Below are 14,308 nucleotides of genomic sequence, written 5' to 3' on the forward strand. Positions count from 1 at the left end.
GAACGTCCGTGGCGCCCGAGTCTGAAGGGGGCCGTTCTCCCGGTCCGGCCTGGACGGCGTGTCAGCAGGTGGCGGCGGCTCCGGCGCGCTCCTGGGCGAGGCTCTCCGCCGGTGACCGCCCCCTGGTACGGCCGAGCTCGGGCAGGAGGGACACCACCCCGAGCACGGCCAGCCCGGCGCCCAGCCAGAGGGGGGCGCGCAGCCCGAAGCCGTCGATGACCAGCCCACCGGCCGAGGAGCCGATGATCACCCCGAGGGTGATGAAGGAGGCGTGGATGGTGTTGACCAGCGGCCCAGGGTTGCCCACCCGCTGGACGCGTACGGCCATCGCCGGGTTCATGGTCACTCCGACCAGCCCGACGCCCAGCATGGCGATCACCGCGGGAACGCTGAGGTGGGCGAACGCCGCGAACCCGGCCAGGAAGACCGTGTTGAGAACCAGCCCGGACAGCAGGACGCCGACGGTGTGCCTGTCGGCCAGGCGCCCGACGACGTGATTGCCGGCCACGGTGGCCGCGCCGTACGCGACGAGCAGGAGGGGAACGGTCTCCGAGGCGAACCCGGTGACCTGGGTGAGGATCGGGCTGAGATAGCTGAAGGCGGCGAAGGTCGCGCCGATGATGAGGGTGCTGGTCGACAGCGCCAGCCACAGCCGGCCGTTCCTGAAGACCGCCATCTCCCGCCTGAGACCGCCACCGTCGGCACGCCCGAGTCTGGGGACGCCCGCCGTCGTGGCGAGCGCGGCGACGACGGTCAGGGCGCCGACGGCCCAGAAGGCGGCGCGCCAGCCGAGCCGCCCGCCGATCAGCGTGGACAGCGGCAGCCCGAGCAGGGTGCCGAGCATCAACCCGTTCAGGACGACGGCGAGGGCACGGCCGCGCACCTCCGGGCGGCTCAGCCGGACCGCGACCGAGATGGCGACCCCGAAGAAGGCCTGGGAGGCGACACCGGTGACGACACGCGCGACGATCATGATCGGGTAGGAGGGCGCGACGGCCGCGAGCACGTTGCCCGCCAGAAAGACGGCGAACAGCAGTATGAGCGCGGGTTTCGGGCGTATCCGTACCAGTGCGACGGTCATCAGCGGTCCGCCGACCGACATGGCCACCGCGAAGGCGGTGATCAGATAGCCGATCTGGGAGATGGTCACGCCGAGTCCGCCCGCCATCTCGGGCATCAGGCCTCCGACGGCGAACTCGCTGGTCACCATGGCGAAGATGCCGATGGCCAGGACGTAGACGGCTCTGGGCAAGGGGAGCTCCTTTTTGCACCGATCGGTGTAGAACTTGGGCGTGAAAAGGCAGGGGTCAGGCCAGGGCGTCCATGGCCGTGGCCGCGATGGCCGCGACGGTGGCGTCGTCGGCGCCCCCCTGGGCGGCCACCCGGATCCCGGCGATCACGGCGTTGACGAACCTGGCGAGTTCGGCGGGGTCGCGGGTGGAGCCGATGTCGCCCGCGCGCTGCCCGCTCTCGATGACGGCGCTCAGGTCGGCGATCCGCCGTTCGGTGTCGCGGCCGAGCATCAGGGCGATCTCCGGGTCGCGGCCTGCGAGCTCCATCGTGGTGTTGACGGTCAGGCAGCCGAGGCCGTGGCCGTCGCGCCGGTTCTCCGCCTCCGTCCTGAGGATCCCGGCGAACAGCGCGCGGATCCGCTCGATCGCCGGCAGTTCGTGACTGTCGAGAATCCGCAGCTGGTCGGCGGTGGTGGCGTCCATGTAACGGGTCAGCGCGCGCTTGAACAGCTCACGCTTGTTGACGAAGGCGTTGTACACGCTGCTGCGGTCCAGGCCGAGCGCTTCGCACAGGTCTCTGGTCGAGGTCGACTCGTAGCCGTTCGCCCAGAACGTGCGCATCGCGGTGTCCAGGACCCGGTCCTCGTCGAATGATCTCGGCCTCGCCATGAGAGCACGCTACCCGTTTTGCATCGGTCGGTGCAATATGGGGTGGGGTGTCCCCGTTCGTGCCGGTCAGGGGAGGGGCGGCGAGCGCCCCTCCCCGGAGGGTCAGGAGAAGTTCGGCTCGGGAACCGGCAGGGTCACCCTGCCGGGGCCGCGCCAGGGGCCCAGTTCCTTGGGCACGTCACCGATGTGCAGCGCGCCGATCGCCAGCGGGAGCACCACCTTGCTCCTGGCCAGGTCGACGGTGACAACCGCCCCGGTCGGGCTCTCCGAGCTGTAGGTGGCGTCCGTGCCCGCGATCACGAAGCCCAGCCGGTGGCCCTTCTTGAAGGTGTACTCCTGCGGCAGGGTCTCCCAGCGGACCCTGCCGTACGTGCCGGGCGGCAGGGGAGTGGGCGCGCTGAGGGAGTCGCGGTTCTGCACGTCGATCCAGCCGCGGGCGACGATCTCCAGCGGGCGGGTGGCCAGGTTGGTGGCGACCTTCCGGTAGCAGGCGTCGTCGGCGGCCGTGCTCTCGCCGTGGCAACTCTCCTCGGGAAGGGTGGAGACGCCCTGGCCACGGCGCCAGTCGACCCGGGTGTCCTCCCCGAAGTCGACCAGGAGCGCGGTCAGGTTCGAGGTCGGCCGGTCGAGCGCTACCCGCAGGTCGACGACGGGCGTCCCGGACAGGCGCAGGTCCAGGGGCAGGCTCCCGGTGGTGAAGGCCACCCTGCCCGGTGCCCCGGTGCCGACGTCGGCGACCATCGTCTCCTCGGACTGGCGCAGGTCGGTGAAGGAGGCCGTCTGCCCCCTGCGCGCCGGGACGAGGCCGAGCGAGCCGTCGGCCGCCGGATGGAAGGGGACCTTGAGGGACAACGGCTCCGGCCAGTCACGCTGGGTGATCCAGCGATCGACGCCGACCTGCACGTCGGCGCGGGGACGGCGCATGACGCCGTTGTCCACGCCGAGCAGCCAGTGGTCGAACCACTGGTGCAGGGTGTCGACCCAGACGTCACGGCGCCCGGCGAAGTCGAAGGGGTCGACGTGCTGGTACTGCCCGACCCAGATCTTGCGGGGCACGTTCCGCGCCGCGAGGGCCCGCCACCAGGTGGAGAAGTTGTCCGGCCTGACGTTGAGGTCGTTGACGGTGTGCACGGCGAAGACGCTGGCGCGCACCTTGGAGACGTCGGCGAGGGAGCCCGCGAGATAGTCGCGCTCGGCCCAGAAGGGGTTGTAGTCGCCGGTCGCGTCGCCGTCCTCGGCGTCCATCCGCGCCCGAGCCGCGGCGCACTTGGCGTCCGGGTCGGTGTCGACGTAGGAGGCCAGCCAGGACATGTAGTCGTAGTTGTAGACCACCCCGTTGGATCGCTGGTACCTGTACCAGGAGCTGATCGCCGAGATCGGGACGATGGTCTCCAGCCCCCGGACCCCGGTCGCCGCGACGGCGTTGGCCAGTGTGCCGTCGTAGGACTTGCCGATCATCCCGGACTTGCCGGTGGTCCAGTCCGCGGCGACGGGGGTGCCGTCCTCCCGGCGGGCGACGGCGCGGCCGTTCAGCCAGTCCACCACGGCCTTGCCGCCCAGCACGTCGGCCCGGCCGCCGCCGTCGGGGCAGCCGTCGGACCTGGTGGTTCCGTTCATGTCGACGTTGAGGACGGCGTAGCCACGTGGGACGAAGTAGTTGTCATAGAAGAGGGGGAATTTCGTGATATTTCCGGCGGCGTCGTAGACCTTCCGCTCGCCCTCGTTGCCCCGGCCCGCGTTGTCGTAGTACGGGCTCTCGTCGATGATCACCGGGACCTTGAGCCTCGGGCCCGACTCCCTCGGCCTGATGATGTCGACGCGGATGCGGTCGGGGCGGCCGTCGGCGTCGCTGTCGGCACCCGACTCGACGTAGACGTGCTCGCGGACGGCGTCGGCGTAGGAGAAGACCGGCTGGCTCCGCCCCCGCTCGACGGTGATGGCGGGAGAGGTGCCGGTGGGGACGGTCGGGGCCGCGTTGGCGGGCGTGACGCCCGCCGCGACCACCGCCAGGGCGATGAGGACTGCTCGTAACTGTGGCACTGCCTGTGGCACGCGGAGCCTCCGGGGGGTCGAGAGAGACATCCGCAATATCGGTGGCGCCGGGTCGGTTAACAAGATTCCTTTACGGCTTTGACATCACCCTGGTTCTGGTGCGTGACATGTCGTATCCGCCGGCCGTACGGCCGTGCACACCGGGTGACACCGGCCCGCCCCGTGGCGGGCCGGGAAGCCCGCATGGAGCCGGTCGTGACGCCGTCGCCGAGGCGTTTCCCGCGGGGGACGCCACGGTCATCGGGCCGGGCGGCGCGTCCCGAGGGAACGTATCCTCGCGGAATGAAGATCGTACGCGGGACGATCGCCTCCCTGGCCGGTGACGCGGTCTCCCACCACGGCCCCGTGACCCGGCCGCGCCGCCTGGTCAGCAGCCCGCGCTCACGGGTGTGGCGCGCCGACATGGGCGGGACCGCCGTGGTGATCAAGCGGATCGTCGGCGGTGCGGACGCCGACGAGCGCTTCCGCCGCGAGGTGACCGCGCTGCGGCTGGCCGCACGGGCCGATCCGCCCCTGGTACCCGTACTGTTCGGCGCCGACCCCGGCCACCGGATCATGGTCATGGAGTGGCTCGACTCCGGTGAACCGCCCGCCGACTGGGCGGTCGGCTACGCGACCGCGCTGGCCCGGTTGCACGCGACGACGGACGCCGGTGACGCCGGGGCGCTGCCACGCTGGTCCCCGCCCGGCCCCGACGTCCTGGACGCCTTCTTCCGGCTGGCTGCTCGGCTCGGCGTCGCGGTCGCGCCGACCGTCAGGGCGGAGCTCGACGGCGTGCTCGACCGGCTGGGGAGGGAGAGGGGCCACGCCCTGCTGCACGGAGACCCCTGTCCAGGTAATGACCTGTACACCGGCGGCGGAACGCGTTTCGTCGACTTCGAGCAGGCCGCCCTGGGGAACGGCCTGGTCGAACTGGCCTATCTGCGCGTCGCCTTCCCGACCTGCTGGTGCGCCACCGCCCTGCCCGGGCCGCTGCTGCGTCGCGCCGAGGAGGCCTATCACGCCGCCTGGAACACCACCACGGGCACCGGGCCCCGGGGCGACCTGGCCGACGCGTGCGTCGGGTGGTTGCTGCGGGGAGACGCACTCGTCGAACGGGCCCGCCGTGACGGGACCGACCACCTGGCCGCGCTCGTCAAGGACGACTGGACCTGGGGTACGGCCACCGCCCGGCAACGGCTGCTCCACCGCCTCGGCGTCGTCGGTGAGGTCACCGCGGACACCGCCCTGGCCGGTGTCGGCGACCTCACGGCGACGATGCGCGACCGCATGCTCGATCGCTGGCCCACGCTGCGGCCGCTCTCTCCTGAGCGCCCGCCGGGGCAGCACGGCCTCCGGAGGCCGAACGTCCTCGACCGCCTCAGGAACCGGTTCTGAGCCGCACCGCTGACGCGGCCGGTGAGGAGGCGGGAGCTCCCCGCCCGGTGAACAACCCCGACGTCCGGCCCGCCGGCACGGCGCGGCACCGAACCGGCTCCGCTCGGCCGTACGGGCGGGCGAGACGCGGCTCCTCGGCCAGGGTCACCTGTCAGGGCCCCGGGGGGTGAGATGGCGGGCCAGGGTCTCCAGGGCTGAACGCACTTCGGCCAGGGCGGTGTCGTCGGGGAGGACCTCGGCGAGGGTGGCGTCGACGGAGACGGCGCGCACCTCCTGGACGCGCTCCGACACACGTGGGTGGACCAGGGAACGGCGGCGGTCGCGCGGGTCGGGCTCGGTGACGACCGCTCCCGCCTCGCGCAGCCGGGCGACCGCGGCCGAGACGGCGCTCTGCGGCAGGCCGGTGCGGACGGCGATCTCACCCACCGCGCTACCCGGGTGGTCCCGCAGGTCGTTGACCACGATCAAGACCGTACGGGTGCTCGCCGCGTGGTCGCCGACCCCCTCGGCCGGAAGCGCCCGCTCACCGAGCTTCATCAAGGTACGGCCCAGCACGAACAGCTCGATTCCATTCACCCGGTAGACGATACATCAACCTTGATGCATCAATTTTGATGTATCAAGGTTGATGCTTTATGGTCGACTCCTGGCGAACAAGCCATACGAACCATCCGAAAGGACCCCTCACATGAGCGAGCTGCGTGTTCCCGGCGCCACCCTGCACTACCAGGTGCGTGGAACCGGCCCGATGCTGCTGATCTCGCAAAGCGGCGAGGGCGACGCCGACCGCACCGTCGACCTGGTGGAGCACCTCGCCGGCGATTTCACCGTGGTGACCTATGATCGGCGTGGTCTGTCCCGTAGCGCGCTCGACGAACCGGCGCGCGGCGCGACGATGGCCGAGCACGCCGACGACGTGCACCGGCTGCTCGCCGAGCTCACCGACCAGCCCGTCCGGATGCTCGGCTGCAGCCTGGGCGCGGTCATCGGCCTGCACGTGGCGGTCAGGCACCCGGATCAGATCGGCACACTCGTCGCCCACGAGCCGGTCGCGCCCCGTCTGCTCCCAGACGACCGGCGGGCCCGGCACGAGCGCGAACTGGCCGAGGTCCAGGCGCTCTACGAGCGCGAGGGCCTGACCGCCGCGTTCAAGGCCATCGCCGACGTCCTGGGCATCGACCCGGCCAACCCCGACGCCGAGCCCGGCCTCACCCCGCAGCCGATGACACCGAACCGGATCGCCAACTTCGACTACTTCATCCGGCACGACTTCTCGGCCGTCATCACCGACACCCTCCCGGTCGCCCGCATCGCCCACACCCGGACCCGGATCGTCCCGGCCGTCGGAGCCACCACCCCGCACCACGTCTTCGACTACCGGTGCGCCGAGGCGCTGGCCGCCCTCCTCGGCACCCAGGTCGTCCGCTTCCCCGGCGGGCACAACGGCAACACCGCGCACCCCCGCGGCTACGCCACCCTGCTCCGGCGGATCCTCCAGCCCTGACACCCTTCTCCGCACGGCGCCGGCCCGGCATCGCGGGCTCGGGCGACCGCGAGAACCGATGAGCAGGACGCGCCGTGAGCGGATGCCTCCGACCGTCCTCGTTCTCGGCGGCGGCCATCAGGCCGTACGACCGCCCGTCCGGCCGGGAAGGCCGGAACGGGGCACGACGAGGCCGCTCTCGTAGGCGAAGACGATCGCCTGGGCACGGTCCCGCAGATCGAGTTTGGCCAGGATGCGGCTGATGTGCGTCTTGACGGTCTGCTCGGCGACGACGAGGGCCTCGGCGATCTCGGTGTTGGACAGGCCTCGGGCGATGTGGAGGAGCACCTCCGACTCCCGTTCGGTCAGTGACCGAACCCGGGGCGCGGCGCCGGGCAGCGCGGGCCTGCACCGGGCGATCTCCTCGATGAGGCGCCGGGTCACCGAGGGGGCGAGCAGGGCGTCCCCGGCCGCCACCACCCGTACGGCCGAGACCAGGTCCGCGGGCGGAGCCTCCTTCAGCAGGAACCCGCTGGCGCCCGCGCGCAGCGCCTCGTACACGTAGTCGTCCAGGTCGAAGGTGGTGAGCATCAGCACACGCGGCCTGTACTCCCCGCCGGGCGGCGCCAGGAGCAGCCGGGCCGCCCGCAGGCCGTCCATCCCGGGCATGCGGACGTCCATGAGGACGACGTCGGGCCGCAGCCGCCTTGTCTCGGCCACCGCCCGCTCGCCGTCGGCCGCGCCGCCGACGACCTCGATGTCTCGCTCGGCGGCCAGCAGCGCGCCGAAACCCGCCCGGACCATCGCGTGGTCGTCGGCGACGAGCACCCGGATCGTCACGGGCGCCCCTCCTCGTGCTCGGCCCGCACCAGGGGCAGCGTCAGCTCGACCCGGAACCCGCCCCGGGGCGTCGGCCCGGTCAGCAGGACCCCGCCCACCACGGCGGCACGTTCCCGCATCCCGGCCAGCCCGTGGCCGGTGCCCGCGGGCTCGGCGAGGGCGCGTCCCGCACCCGCGGGCGGCGCGTTCTCCACCACGGCCCGCAGCCCGGTCCCGTTCCCGGTGACCGCCACGGTCGTGGCGGAGCCCGGCGCGTGCCGGATCACGTTACTGAGCGCCTCCTGCACGATCCGGTAGACCGGCAGCTCCGTTTCCGGCCGCATGCGCGCGGGCAGGCCCGTCACCGTCAGCTCGACGGGGACTCCGGCCCGCCTGGCGCTCTCCACCAGTGCGTCCATCTGGCCGAGGCCCGGCAACGGGGAGCGCCGCGGTGTCGCGTCGTCGCTGCGCAGCACGCCCAGCAGACGCCGCATCTCGGCCAGCGACTGCCGGGCCGCCGCCCCGATGGAGTCGAACTCCCGCTCGGCGTCGGCGGGCACCCCGCCGAGCCTGCGCGCCGCGCTGGAGGCCTGTACGGCGATCACCGACATGTGGTGCGCGACCACGTCGTGCATCTCCCTGGCGATTCTGGTCCGCTCCTCCAGCAGTTCGCGCCGGGCCCGCTCGGCCGCACTGACCTGCTCCTGCTCGGCGACACGCGCCTGTGCCAGGCGGCGCCAGCGCAGATTGTCGCCGGCGAACAGCGGCACCGGCACGATGGCCGCCACGAGCTGCAGCACCACGGCCGGGTTCGTGGACGACACGGGCACCAGGGAGACGTCCACCAGGGCGCCGAGGAGGGAAAGCGCCCAGACGGCCGCCAGCGTCCGTCGCGGCCGGTGCCGAGCCAGCGCGAACAGCACGACCAGGTAGGCGACCACCGGCATCGGAGGCCATGGCCACGGGTTGCTCACCGGCGGCGGCGAGACCAACGGCGGCGTGACCAGCATCCCGATGTAGATCATCAGCCAGGCGGCCACCGGCCGGTGCCCGCAGATCATCACCGGAGCCGCGCAGGCTGCGGCGAGCGGCACCGTCAGCGCGACCGGGGCGTCGTAGACGGTGGCGAGCATCCCCACGTTCATCACGAACATGAAGCAGGTGATCGCCCAGGGCGCGACGGCTCGTACTCTCGCGAACCGGAGCGTGGGCAGGACCGTGGCTCCGGCCGGGGCGAAGGCGCGCGACATGCCATCACGGTAGTCCTCGGCCTTCGCGAAGAGCTCCTTCTCACAGCCGACCTCAGGCCTCCCACCCGGGTATGACCCGCGGGCCGGGTGGCTCCAAGGTATGACGGGTCCGGACGGCTCCGTGGTGTGACGTGCCCCGCCGGGGCCGCCGCCTAGCGTCGGGTCCCGTGAACGACGACAGGGACACGAAGCGCGGAAGGACATCCCGCCGGCCGGCCGCCGTACTGGCCGCCCTGGGTATCGCCGTAGCGGGACAGGTCGCGGCACCGGCCGCCGGCGCCGCCTCCGCGGGGCGGGGGCCGCTGGACGGGCTCTGGCGGGCCGACGGCTACGGCACGATCTTCAGCATCGGCCGGGGACGGCTCACCACCTTCGACACGACGGCGATCAGCTGCCTGCCAGGAGTGCTTTCGGCGGAACAGACGGCGGGGACGGGCGGTTCGGCGTCCTTCACGGCACGGGAAGGCGGCCGGGGGATCACCGTCCGGACGCGGGGGCCCGGCAGGGCGCGGCTTCGGTATTCGGGAAGCGTCGGCGCCATCGAGTTGCGGAGGCTGCCCCGCCTGCCCGGGGCCTGCTCCACCCCCACGCCCGGTAATCCGGTGAAGGTGTTCGACGTCTTCTGGACGACCTTCGCCGAGAACTACCCGTTCTTCGCCGTCAAGGGCGTCGACTGGCGAGCCGTCCGGGACCGGTACCGATCCAGGATCAGCCCGAGCACCGGGGACGAGGAACTGTTCGCCGTGCTGCGTGACATCCTCAGGGAACTCGGCGACGCGCACACCGCCCTCCTCGCGGGAGACAGGCGGTTCGCCAGGCCGCTGCGGCCGGGCACCAGGCGGCTGGACGGAATACCGGCCTTCGTGGCCTTCGACAGACGGGTCCAGGAGTTCGTCGAGAAAAACGACACCCGCGGACCCCTGAAGCGGTGGGGGCGGGGCGTGATCGGGTACGCCGACCTCCCGGACGGGCTGGGCTACCTGCGGCTGAGCGCGTTCGACGGCTACGCCGACGGTGGCTTCGAACCCAACGCGGCCGAGCTGGACCGGGCACTCGACGAGATCTTCACCGCGTCCCGCACCTCGGGTCCCGACCGGCTACGCGGCCTCATCATCGACGTCCGGGTCAACCTGGGCGGCTACGACGCGCTCGGCCTGCGGCTCGCCTCCAGGCTCACCGGCAGACCGTACCCGGCCTACGCCAAGCAGGCCCGTAACACCCCGGACGACCCACTCCGGTTCACCCGCCCCCGCAAGGTGCCGGTACGGCCGGCGACCGCGCCGGTGTACACGGGACCCATCGCCGTGCTCACCGGTGGCCTGACCATCAGCGCGGGCGAGACCTTCACCCAGGCCATGACGGGACGAACACCCCGGCCTGAGCGGATCGGGGAGAGCACCCAGGGGGCCTTCTCCGACTTCCTGTGGCGGAGGCTGCCCAACGGGTGGAGCTTCGCGCTGCCCAACGAGCGTTTCCTGACCCGGGACGGGACCTCCTTCGACGTGACCGGTATCCCGCCGCACCTGTCCGTTCCCGGCGTTCTCAGCGATGAGGAGCTGAACGGCGACCACGACACCGCCTTCGCCAAGGCCCTCTCCTATCTGGTGAACCAGCGGCGACGGTAGCCCCGACCCTGGTCCGGGGGAGTCCAGTCGTCGGTTCGCGTCCACGGCGGACGGCCTCGCCGCGCGGGACGCTTCGACACGGCGCCACCGGGGGTGACCGTCAGCCCTGGAACGGTTTCACCGTCTCACGTGCGGGGACGGGGCCCGGGACCGGTCTGACGGCTCCTGGCGGCCCGGCCCCGTGCGGCGGACCTGCCGACGCTGCGCAGCAGGACGCGCATGGTCCGGTCGAGGACCCTGCGCTCCTCGGCGGTGAGCCCGGACAGCAGCAGGGTGAGGCTGGCCACGTGCTCGGTGAGCGCGGCGTCCGCGGTCTCACGACCCTTTGGGGTGAGGGTGACCCGCACGCTCCTGCGGTCGTCGGGGGCGAGGGTGCGCTCGATCAGCCCCGCCTGTTCGAGCCGGTCGAGCCGGTTGGTCATACCGGCCCGCGAGATCATCAGCGCCGAGGAGAGCTCGGAGGGGGTCAGCGTGTACGGCGGGCCGGAGCGTCTCAGTGAGGCGAGCACGTCGAACTCCCCGCGGCGCATGCCGTATCGGGCGGAGGCCTCCTCGACCGCGGGGACGATGAGGCGGGAAAGCCGGGTGAGCCTGCCGAAGATGCCCATCGCGGCCAGGTCCAGGTCGGGGCGCTCGTGCCGCCACTGGGCGAGGGCGGCGTCCACGGCGTCCCCGCGGCCGCCGTCGTCCCTGCGTGCGCTGCCTTGACTCATGGGGGAATCATATTCGGCCCGTTACATTTGGATGTCAGATTGTTTGACCTGCGGTGAACCGGCTGCCCTGGTTGCTCCGCCTCGAACACCAGCTCCCGGGGGCGTCGATGACCCGGGAGATCACAATCTCGCGGTCGGCCGTGGCGGACCGCTCCGGCGCTCCCCGCCCCGTCTCGCTCATCGGTTGTCTCCTTCCTGAATTGCCTGCTTGAGGTCCTGCACATAGGCGTCCAGCCGGTCGAAGCTCTCGTTCCAGAACCGTTCGAACCGGCCGGTCCACTCGTGGACCGGCCGCAGCCCCCGGGCGTCGAGGCCGTACAGGCGCTGTTTGCCCGCCCTGCGATCCCGCACCAGCCCGACCTCCCGGAGCACCCGCAGGTGTTTGGACGCCTGCGGCTGGGTCATCCCCAGCTCCTGGGCCAGCTCGGTCACCGGCCGCTCGCCCGCCCGCAGCAGCGCCAGGATCTCCCGGCGCTGCGGTTCGGCGATCGCGTTGAAGACGTCCGACGTCGTCGCTGCTCGTGCCATGATCATCATCATATGCCTATATCGGAATGTGTGAATCCGGGGGAGGAGGCCGGGGCAACGGGACACCGGGCCTCGTCGTGGAGGCGGCGGACCGGTACGGGTGCCGGCGCGTGCCGCTCAGGCGGTGGGGGCGCCGAACCAGCGGGTGGCGGCGCGCCGGAACGCCTCGGGGTCGGGGTCGGGGCCCTCGGCCCAGGCCACGACGCCGTCGGGCCGGATCAGCAGGGCGCCGAGTCCGAGGTCGTCGGCGACCGGGCCGGGGGCGTGGCGGACGCGGCCCTGCCAGCCGGCCGTGGTCTCCCGCAGGCTCTGCGCGGCGGTGAGGTCGACGGCGACGCCCTGGCCTTCACGCAGCAGGTCTCCAAGGTGGGTGCCGTCGCGGAAGCGGAAGTCCGGGGCGGTGAAGCCGACGACCCGCTGGTCGCCGCCCAGGTCGTAACGGTGGGCGAGCCCGGAGGTGGCGCGGAAGACATGGGTGGTGCCGTCGGCGGTGCGCAGCAGGTCGTGGACGAGCCGGCGCAGGGCAGGGGTGTTGGGGCCGGGGTTCATCGTGGCGACCTGGGCGCGCGACCAGTCGAGGACGGCGGCGCCGACGGGGTGGCGTTCGGCGGTGTAGGTGTCGAGCAGGTTCTCGGGGGCGGTGCCGTGGAGGGTGGCGGCGAGCTTCCAGCCGAGGTTCATGGCGTCGCCGATGCCGAGGTTGAGTCCTTGGCCGCCGAGCGGGGAGTGGATGTGGGCGGCGTCACCGGCGAGCAGGACGCGGCCGTTGCGGTAGCCGCTGGTCTGCATGGCGCGGTCGGTGAAACTGGAGGCGAGGTGGACCTCGTCGATCGTCACGTCGGTGCCGGAGACGCGGCGCAGGACCGTCTGGAGGTGGTCGCGGGTCAGCGGCCGGGAGCGGTCGAAGGCGCCGCCGTCGAAGTCCATCATGCCCAGGTGCCCTTCGAAGGGTGTGCGCAGGTACATGCCGGTCGGCGTCGAGTTGAAACCCGGGCGCAGCTTGTCCGGGTCCTCGAAGGTGACGTGGGCGACGTAGCCGGTGAACAGCGGCTCGGTGCCGACGAAGTCGAAGCCCGCCAGGCGGCGCACCGCGCTGCGTCCGCCGTCGCATCCCACGAGCCGGCGCGCCCGGTACTCACGCCCGCCGGCCCGGGCCAGGACGCCGTCACCGTCCTGGTCGACGGCCTCGAGCGGGGCGTCGCGCACGATCCGCGCGCCGAGCGCGACCGCCCGCTCCTCCAGGACGCCGGTGACCGCTTCGAGACTGGTCATGATCCCTTCCGACGCGGGGCCGGGCAGCCGGGGCGGGAGGGCACCGGTATCGACGTCGGCGGCGTCCAGACGCAGGCCCGCGAAATGGCTCACGTCGCGCGGGGCGGACACCTCGCGCGCGCCGACCTGCCGCGCGTCGACGCGTGAGGCGTCCAGGAGGGCGGTGAGCATCCCTCGGCGGTGGAACGCCTCGACGGACCCGGCGTTCAGGCCCCGCATCCCCAGCGGGAGCGCCCAGTACGGCGAGGCGGCCTGTGGGTTCTTCTCCAGTACCAGGACCGAGCAGTCGGCCAGGGCGAGTTCACCGGCGAGGAACAGGCCGACCGGCCCGGCCCCCACGATCACCACGTCGCGCATGTCGGTTCTCCTCCAGTCGCGAGTTTCCGGATCGGCCGGGGCTCGACGGGCCGGGACCGTGCTCCGTGAAGCTCGAAGCGGCAAAATTGGAGCAACGCTCCAATTTTGGAACCGTACTCCATTTTGGAGCGCTGCACCAAAACTGACAGGATGAGGGCATGACCACACCGACACCCCAGTCACGAAGGCGCAGGCAGGTGCTCTCGCGTGAGCGCATCATCGAGGCGGCGGTCGGGCTGCTGGACACGGCGGGGGCCGGGGCTCTGACGGTCCGCGCGCTGTCGGAGCGCCTGTCCACCGGATCCGGGGCCATCTACCACCACGTCGGAAACATGGGCGAGTTGCTGCAGGCCGCGACCGAGAGCGTCGTCGTCGCCGCCCTTCCCGCCCCGCAGGAGTCCACGACGGATCCCGGGACCGAGGACACCGGCCGCGAGCGGATCCGCGCCGCCGCCCTCGGCCTGTACGACGCGGTCGCCGAACACCCCTGGCTCGCCGTCCAGCTCGCCGTGCAGGTCACCCGCAGCCCCTGGGGAACGGTGACACCCCGGATCTTCGAGAGCATCGGCGGGTGCGTGCGCACGCTGGGCGTTCCACGGAGCGACTGGTTCGCCACGACCTCGACGCTGGTGCACTACATCCTTGGCGCCACCAGCCAGAACGCCCAGTCCTCCGACACCGCGGACGACGTCGGGGTCCCTCGGGCCGGCGCGCGGCGCGCCGAATTCCTCGACTCCGTGTCCAAGGCGTGGAAGAGCCTCGACGCCGGTGACCACCCGTTCCTCCACGACATCGCCGACCAGATGCGCGGGCACGACGACCGGGAGCAGTTCCTCACGGGCATCGACCTCATCCTCGCCGGCATCACCGCCGTCAGCCGCCCTTCCTGACCCCGCGCCCACCGGAGAACCGGCCGGCCCGGCCAGCCGGC

The 14,308-nt window shown here is 72.1% G+C and carries 14 protein-coding genes; 4 read left to right on the plus strand and 10 right to left on the minus strand.

Annotation, left to right across the window (positions count from 1 at the left end):
* Positions 1 to 61 precede the first annotated feature (61 nt).
* The 3 genes from ACFOYY_RS39210 to ACFOYY_RS39220 form a co-directional block, all read right to left on the minus strand.
* A complete protein-coding gene (locus tag ACFOYY_RS39210; RefSeq protein WP_386196347.1) occupies positions 62 to 1,252 on the minus strand; it encodes an MFS transporter in 1,191 nt (396 codons plus the stop codon).
* Positions 1,253 to 1,307: 55 nt separating this feature from the next.
* Positions 1,308 to 1,901, minus strand: a complete 594-nt coding sequence (locus ACFOYY_RS39215) for a TetR/AcrR family transcriptional regulator (protein ID WP_352013321.1) — start codon at positions 1,899 to 1,901, stop codon at positions 1,308 to 1,310.
* A 102-nt stretch (positions 1,902 to 2,003) separates the two neighbouring features.
* Positions 2,004 to 3,953, minus strand: coding sequence for a Xaa-Pro dipeptidyl-peptidase (locus tag ACFOYY_RS39220; RefSeq protein ID WP_352013322.1), 1,950 nt, complete (start codon positions 3,951 to 3,953; stop codon positions 2,004 to 2,006).
* 282 nt (positions 3,954 to 4,235) lie between these two features.
* On the opposite strand from ACFOYY_RS39220, the gene ACFOYY_RS39225 reads away from it, so the two are divergent.
* The gene (locus ACFOYY_RS39225; RefSeq protein ID WP_386196350.1) at positions 4,236 to 5,330 is read left to right on the plus strand and encodes a hypothetical protein; all 1,095 of its coding nucleotides are present in this window, start codon (positions 4,236 to 4,238) and stop codon (positions 5,328 to 5,330) included.
* Between the two features lie 144 nt (positions 5,331 to 5,474).
* On the opposite strand, the gene ACFOYY_RS39230 is transcribed toward ACFOYY_RS39225, so the two are convergent.
* The gene (locus tag ACFOYY_RS39230; protein WP_352013324.1) at positions 5,475 to 5,906 is read right to left on the minus strand and encodes a MarR family winged helix-turn-helix transcriptional regulator; all 432 of its coding nucleotides are present in this window, start codon (positions 5,904 to 5,906) and stop codon (positions 5,475 to 5,477) included.
* 112 nt (positions 5,907 to 6,018) lie between these two features.
* Here ACFOYY_RS39230 and ACFOYY_RS39235 point away from each other — a divergent pair, with 112 nt between their 5' ends.
* The gene (locus ACFOYY_RS39235) at positions 6,019 to 6,834 is read left to right on the plus strand and encodes an alpha/beta fold hydrolase (RefSeq protein WP_352013325.1); all 816 of its coding nucleotides are present in this window, start codon (positions 6,019 to 6,021) and stop codon (positions 6,832 to 6,834) included.
* A 117-nt stretch (positions 6,835 to 6,951) separates the two neighbouring features.
* Here the strand turns inward: ACFOYY_RS39235 and ACFOYY_RS39240 are convergent, their stop codons facing one another.
* Together ACFOYY_RS39240 and ACFOYY_RS39245 are read right to left on the minus strand one after the other, a co-directional pair.
* On the minus strand, positions 6,952 to 7,653 hold the full coding sequence (locus ACFOYY_RS39240; RefSeq protein ID WP_386196353.1) for a response regulator: 702 nt from the start codon (positions 7,651 to 7,653) through the stop codon (positions 6,952 to 6,954).
* Positions 7,650 to 8,882 (minus strand): sensor histidine kinase, encoded by a 1,233-nt coding sequence (locus tag ACFOYY_RS39245; RefSeq protein ID WP_352013327.1) that lies wholly within the window; start codon positions 8,880 to 8,882, stop codon positions 7,650 to 7,652. Before ACFOYY_RS39245 ends, ACFOYY_RS39240 begins: the two co-directional genes overlap by 4 nt.
* Positions 8,883 to 9,049: 167 nt before the next feature.
* Between ACFOYY_RS39245 and ACFOYY_RS39250 the strand changes: the two genes are divergently transcribed.
* Positions 9,050 to 10,507, plus strand: coding sequence for a S41 family peptidase (locus tag ACFOYY_RS39250; protein ID WP_352013328.1), 1,458 nt, complete (start codon positions 9,050 to 9,052; stop codon positions 10,505 to 10,507).
* Positions 10,508 to 10,632: 125 nt separating this feature from the next.
* Here the strand turns inward: ACFOYY_RS39250 and ACFOYY_RS39255 are convergent, their stop codons facing one another.
* The 4 genes from ACFOYY_RS39255 to ACFOYY_RS39270 all read right to left on the minus strand — a co-directional run bounded on the left by ACFOYY_RS39255 (position 10,633) and on the right by ACFOYY_RS39270 (position 13,377).
* On the minus strand, positions 10,633 to 11,220 hold the full coding sequence (locus ACFOYY_RS39255) for a MarR family winged helix-turn-helix transcriptional regulator (protein ID WP_352013329.1): 588 nt from the start codon (positions 11,218 to 11,220) through the stop codon (positions 10,633 to 10,635).
* A 34-nt stretch (positions 11,221 to 11,254) separates the two neighbouring features.
* Positions 11,255 to 11,401, minus strand: coding sequence for a hypothetical protein (locus ACFOYY_RS39260; protein WP_352013330.1), 147 nt, complete (start codon positions 11,399 to 11,401; stop codon positions 11,255 to 11,257).
* On the minus strand, positions 11,398 to 11,748 hold the full coding sequence (locus ACFOYY_RS39265) for an ArsR/SmtB family transcription factor (protein ID WP_386196357.1): 351 nt from the start codon (positions 11,746 to 11,748) through the stop codon (positions 11,398 to 11,400). Before ACFOYY_RS39265 ends, ACFOYY_RS39260 begins: the two co-directional genes overlap by 4 nt.
* 117 nt (positions 11,749 to 11,865) lie before the next feature.
* Positions 11,866 to 13,377, minus strand: a complete 1,512-nt coding sequence (locus ACFOYY_RS39270) for an FAD-dependent oxidoreductase (RefSeq protein WP_386196359.1) — start codon at positions 13,375 to 13,377, stop codon at positions 11,866 to 11,868.
* Between the two features lie 158 nt (positions 13,378 to 13,535).
* On the opposite strand from ACFOYY_RS39270, the gene ACFOYY_RS39275 reads away from it, so the two are divergent.
* A complete protein-coding gene (locus tag ACFOYY_RS39275) occupies positions 13,536 to 14,267 on the plus strand; it encodes a TetR/AcrR family transcriptional regulator (RefSeq protein ID WP_386196361.1) in 732 nt (243 codons plus the stop codon).
* The last annotated feature ends 41 nt before the right edge of the window (positions 14,268 to 14,308 follow it).

This window comes from Streptosporangium jomthongense (assembly GCF_042650425.1).
Classification (GTDB): domain Bacteria; phylum Actinomycetota; class Actinomycetes; order Streptosporangiales; family Streptosporangiaceae; genus Streptosporangium.